This is a genomic window from Citrobacter sp. (assembly GCF_050252275.1).
GTDB lineage: Bacteria > Pseudomonadota > Gammaproteobacteria > Enterobacterales > Enterobacteriaceae > Citrobacter_A > Citrobacter_A amalonaticus.
Genome location: NZ_JBFWLF010000290.1, coordinates 1 through 5,744 on the forward strand (window position 1 = coordinate 1; position 5,744 = coordinate 5,744).

General features: G+C 51.6%; 6 protein-coding genes. All 6 read left to right on the forward strand.

Annotated elements, in window-relative coordinates; translation table 11 throughout:
• The coding region (gene rlpA / locus AB7E14_RS19575) for an endolytic peptidoglycan transglycosylase RlpA (RefSeq protein WP_428169825.1) at positions 1-863 on the forward strand (863 nt) is incomplete at its 5' end.
• 148 nt (positions 864-1,011) lie between these two features.
• Positions 1,012-2,223 carry a D-alanyl-D-alanine carboxypeptidase DacA gene (gene dacA, locus AB7E14_RS19580; protein WP_043001427.1) on the forward strand — a complete coding sequence of 404 codons (1,212 nt, stop codon included), beginning with the start codon at positions 1,012-1,014 and terminating at the stop codon, positions 2,221-2,223.
• 107 nt (positions 2,224-2,330) lie between these two features.
• Positions 2,331-2,594, forward strand: a complete 264-nt coding sequence (ybeD, locus tag AB7E14_RS19585) for a DUF493 family protein YbeD (protein WP_042320704.1) — start codon at positions 2,331-2,333, stop codon at positions 2,592-2,594.
• Between the two features lie 102 nt (positions 2,595-2,696).
• A complete protein-coding gene (gene lipB, locus AB7E14_RS19590) occupies positions 2,697-3,338 on the forward strand; it encodes a lipoyl(octanoyl) transferase LipB (RefSeq protein WP_058587788.1) in 642 nt (213 codons plus the stop codon).
• A gap of 298 nt (positions 3,339-3,636) precedes the next feature.
• Positions 3,637-4,590 carry a YbeF family transcriptional regulator gene (locus AB7E14_RS19595; protein ID WP_044256603.1) on the forward strand — a complete coding sequence of 318 codons (954 nt, stop codon included), beginning with the start codon at positions 3,637-3,639 and terminating at the stop codon, positions 4,588-4,590.
• Positions 4,591-4,798: 208 nt separating this feature from the next.
• A partial coding sequence (gene lipA / locus AB7E14_RS19600) for a lipoyl synthase (RefSeq protein ID WP_428169826.1) occupies positions 4,799-5,744 on the forward strand: 946 nt, incomplete at its 3' end.

The following is a 5,744-nucleotide window of genomic DNA, read 5'->3' on the forward strand; positions in this document are numbered from 1 at the left end:
CGGCGATCTACGATGCCGAGCCCGGTAGCAATCTGACCGCCTCAGGCGAAACGTTCGATCCTATGCAGCTCACCGCTGCGCATCCGACGTTACCGATCCCGAGCTATGCGCGGATCACTAACCTCGCCAATGGACGGATGATCGTGGTGCGCATTAACGATCGCGGTCCCTATGGCAACGATCGCGTGATTTCGCTGTCGCGTGCCGCTGCCGACCGTCTGAACACCTCCAATAACACCAAAGTACGTATCGACCCAATTATTGTCGCGCAGGATGGTTCATTGTCTGGTCCGGGTATGGCCTGTACCACCGTGGCCAAACAGACTTATGCCCTGCCCTCACGTCCTGATCTGAGCGGCGGCATGGGCAGCGCCTCCTCCGCACCGGAAGCGATGCAGCCTCAGGGTGACGTTCGCGCCATCAGCAATTCCACGTTGCAAAGTGAAGATAATGCCGGCGCACCGGTTCAGAGCAGTGGATTCCTGGGTGCCCCGACGACCCTGGCTGCAGGTGTACTGGAAGGCAGTGAACCGACGCCAGCGCCACAGCCCGCGGCTGCAGCTCCCGTTAGCGCGCCAGTCAGTGCACCGGCAGCAACACCTGCTGCGACGGCTGCGCCTGCCGCCGCTTCCGCCAGCGGCAGTTACGTAGTCCAGGTCGGCGCGGTGAGCGATCAGGGGCGTGCCCAACAATATCAACAGCGCTTAGGCCAGCAGTTTGGCGTACCTGGACGCGTCACGCAGAACGGCGCCGTGTGGCGTATTCAGCTCGGGCCGTTCACCAGTAAAGCACAAGCCAGTGCGCTGCAGCAGCGCTTACAATCTGAAGCCCAATTACAGTCCTTCATTACCGGCGCACAGTAACGTAACAAGGGCATCTGAAGTGTCAATTTCTGTAAATGACGTTAACTACGTTAACAAAGTCATGCGGAAAGTCAGATGCCTGCCGGTATTGCATTTGCTATAGTAGGGCACTTTTTTTAATTCCATCACGGACGTCGTAGTTCAGACCATGAAGACCACTTTTTCCGCTCGTTTCCTGCAGCGCATGGCGCTCACCACGGCTCTTTGTACAGCCGCTATTTCAGGCGCGCATGCCGATGACCTGAATATCAAAACCATGATCCCGGGTGTTCCGCAGATCGACGCGGAGTCTTACATCCTCATTGACTATAACTCCGGTAAAGTGCTGGCGGAACAAAACGCCGATACGCGTCGCGACCCGGCCAGTCTGACCAAAATGATGACCAGTTACGTTATCGGTCAGGCAATGAAAGCGGGCAAATTTAAAGAAACGGATCTGGTCACTATCGGTAATGATGCCTGGGCCACGGGTAATCCGGTCTTTAAAGGCTCATCGCTGATGTTCCTGAAGCCGGGTATGCAGGTTCCGGTATCGCAACTGATTCGCGGGATTAACCTGCAGTCTGGTAACGACGCCTGCGTCGCGATGGCTGACTTTGCGGCGGGCAGTCAGGATGCGTTTGTCGGTCTGATGAACAGCTATGTGAATGCGCTGGGTCTGAAAAATACCCATTTCCAGACGGTTCACGGTCTGGATGCCGACGGTCAGTACAGTTCCGCTCGTGATATGGCGCTGATTGGACAAGCGCTAATCCGCGACGTTCCTAACGAATATTCCGTCTATAAAGAGAAAGAGTTCACCTTTAACGGCATCCGTCAGTTGAACCGTAACGGTTTGCTGTGGGACAACAGCCTGAAAGTAGATGGCATCAAGACCGGTCATACCGATAAAGCAGGCTACAACCTGGTGGCCTCGGCGACCGAAGGTCAGATGCGTTTGATCTCCGCAGTCATGGGCGGGCGTACCTATAAAGGACGTGAAACGGAAAGCAAAAAACTACTGACCTGGGGTTTCCGTTTCTTCGAAACGGTTAACCCCCTGAAAGCAGGCAAAGAATTCGCCTCTGAACCGTCCTGGTTTGGTGATACCGATCGCGCCTCCTTAGGGGTTGATAAAGATGTGTATCTGACCATTCCGCGTGGCCGTATGAAAGACCTGAAAGCCAGCTATGTACTGAACAGCACGGAGCTGCATGCGCCGCTGCAGAAAAATCAGGTGGTCGGTACCATCAACTTCCAGCTTGACGGTAAAACCATTGAGCAGCGCCCTCTGGTCGTGCTGCAGGAAATCCCGGAAGGTAACTTCTTCAGCAAAATCATTGATTACATTAAGTTAATGTTCCATCACTGGTTTGGTTAAAAATTGAACACTTGAAAGTGTGATTTCCATCCCCATATACTAAGCATCAGTAAAACTCCCGCCCTCTGGCGGGAGTTGTTATTTATTTACGTTACGCCGGAGCTGACATGAAAACCAAACTTAACGAACTGCTTGAATTCCCTACTCCTTTTACTTACAAAGTTATGGGGCAGGCGTTACCTGAGCTGGTTGAACAGGTGGTTGAAGTGGTACAGCGCCATGCGCCAGGTGATTACTCTCCGACGGTAAAACCCAGCAGCAAAGGCAATTACCACTCGGTCTCGATTACCATCAACGCGACCCATATTGAGCAGGTTGAAACGCTGTACGAAGAACTCGGTAACATCGAAATCGTCCGTATGGTTCTGTAATACAGGTTCGGGCCCCGACCATGTTCGGGCGCCCACCTCGCCTCCTCTTCACTGTGATATACTTCCCTCCCCCATTGATTACTTCTCTACGGAGATGCTGTTTTGTCTCAGGATAAAATACTGGTCCGCCAGCTCGGTCTTCAACCCTACGAACCCGTCTCCCAGGCCATGCACGACTTTACCAACACCCGCGATGAACAGACTCCCGATGAAATCTGGCTGGTTGAGCACTATCCGGTTTTCACCCAGGGTCAGGCAGGGAAAGCGGAACATGTATTAATGCCCGGCGATATTCCGGTCATTCAAAGCGATCGCGGTGGGCAGGTCACTTACCATGGGCCAGGTCAACAGGTTATGTACGTTTTGTTGAACCTGAAGCGACGTAAACTGGGCGTGCGGGAATTGGTCACGTTGCTGGAACAGACTGTCGTGAATACTCTGTCTGAACTGGATATTGACGCTCACCCGCGTGCAGATGCCCCTGGCGTTTATGTCGGTGAAAAGAAAATATGTTCCCTCGGTTTGCGTATTCGTCGCGGTTGCTCATTCCATGGACTGGCATTAAACGTTAATATGGATCTCTCGCCTTTCTTACGAATTAATCCCTGCGGTTATGCCGGCATGGAAATGGCAAAAATATCTCAATGGGATAGCCAGGCCACGACAGATAATATCCGACCACGATTATTAGCCAATATTTTAGCACTGCTAAATAATCCCCCTTACGAATATATTTCCGCTTAACTTATTGAATGCAATGGCCCAAAAAATCGGGGGCCATTGTCACCCTTCCGGCTCAAATGCTTTACAATGTCTCCTGGTTTCTATATTTTCTGTTTGTCTTAGTTTGAATTTTTAACGATTTTTCTCCGTCATAAAAGCGACGTAGGATTTTTCTTTATACGAACGTTAAACCTTCAATCCATTGCTATAAAAAAGGTTATCGATACCGCGAGATGAACAATAGTGGTGCAAAACGCATGCTTACAACAAATACAAGCATCACTATTATTTATAAAGTGAATTAAATTGGAGTTAGAACGTGAGTGAAAATAGTAAGCCGAAAGGACATTTCTACGAACACCGACCCGAAGATAAGCCGCAAATTTTCAGAACGCTGAGAAATATAGACCTGAACCTGCTGACTATTTTTGAAGCCGTTTATGTTCATAAAGGAATCGTCAACGCCGCGAAAGTTCTCAATCTGACTCCCTCAGCGATCAGCCAGTCCATTCAGAAACTGCGCACAATATTTCCCGATCCCCTGTTTATTCGAAAAGGCCAGGGCGTGACGCCCACGACTTATGCCACCCATCTGCATGAATATATCAGCCAGGGGCTGGAATCCATTCTCGGCGCGCTGGATCTCACCGGCAGCTACGATAAACAACGGACGATAACTATCGGGACCACTCCGTCTATCGGCGCGCTGGTCATGCCGACAATTTATCACGCCATCAAAACGAGCCATCCACAACTGCATCTGCGTAACATTCCCGTCCATGATGCCGAAACGCAACTCAGTCAGTTTCAGAGTGATTTGATTATTGATAACCACATCTACAGCAACCGCGCAGTAGAGAACCATGTTCTGTTTTCTGACAAAATCGAACTGGTCTGCCGCCAGAACCACCCTTCCCTGACGCGTACCCTGACCCCCGAAGCCCTCGATGACGCTGAACATAGTCTGCTGATGATCGAAGGACAAAGCTTCACGCTCCTGCGCCAACGTATCCAGGAATTGTTCCCCGATCGGCAAATCAGCTTTAGCAGCTACAACATTTTCACGCTGGCATCACTCATTGCTCACAGCGATCTGGTGGGTATTATGCCCGCGCGCTTCTTCACGCTGTTCAGCCACTGCTGGCCGCTTCAGCGGATCCCCCATCCATCCCTGAACCATGAGAAAATCGACTTCTCACTGCATTACAACAAGCTGAGCTTACGCGATCCGGTACTGGAGAACGTCATCGCAGTGATCCGCGACGCCTTCTGAAAAAGAAATGTTGCGACCAGGTCAAAACTGATGCCAGGCAAATGGCACAAAACAACAACTATTTTACATTTTGCCGGTCGCTCAGGCTGCTTTCAGGCCCGTTTAAATGATATACTGCGTGTAGTGAATTCAAAAATAGTTGATAAATACAACATTCCCTTGAATCGAAACGCTTTCCCTCGTTATTCGCAACTGGAACACGTACGCTATGAGTAAACCCATTGTGATGGAACGCGGTGTTAAATACCGCGATGCCGATAAGATGGCCCTTATCCCGGTCAAAAATGTGGCAACAGAGCGCGAAGCCCTGCTGCGCAAGCCGGAATGGATGAAAATTAAGCTTCCAGCGGACTCCACTCGTATCCAGGGCATCAAAGCAGCAATGCGTAAGAATGGCCTGCATTCTGTTTGTGAAGAAGCCTCTTGCCCAAACCTGGCGGAGTGTTTCAACCACGGTACCGCCACGTTTATGATCCTCGGCGCTATTTGTACCCGTCGCTGCCCGTTCTGTGATGTGGCCCACGGCCGACCTGTAGCGCCGGACGCCAACGAACCGGTTAAGCTGGCACAAACGATTGCCGACATGGCCCTGCGCTATGTCGTTATCACCTCAGTTGACCGTGATGACCTGCGTGACGGTGGCGCTCAGCACTTTGCCGATTGCATTGCCGCTATTCGTGAGAAAAGTCCTACGATTAAGATTGAAACGCTGGTCCCCGACTTCCGCGGTCGTATGGATCGTGCTCTGGAAATTCTGACCGCCACTCCGCCGGACGTTTTCAACCATAACCTTGAGAACGTGCCGCGCATTTATCGTCAGGTTCGCCCGGGCGCTGACTACAACTGGTCGCTCAAATTACTGGAACGCTTTAAAGAAGCGCATCCGGAGATCCCGACCAAATCCGGTCTGATGGTGGGTCTCGGTGAGACGAATGCGGAAATCATTGAAGTGATGCGCGATCTGCGTCGTCACGGCGTGACTATGCTGACGCTGGGACAGTATCTGCAGCCGAGCCGTCACCATCTGCCCGTTCAGCGCTATGTCAGCCCGGACGAATTTGAAGAGATGAAAGCGGAAGCCATGGCGATGGGCTTTACCCATGCGGCCTGCGGACCGTTCGTCCGTTCGTCTTACCATGCTGACCTGCAGGCGA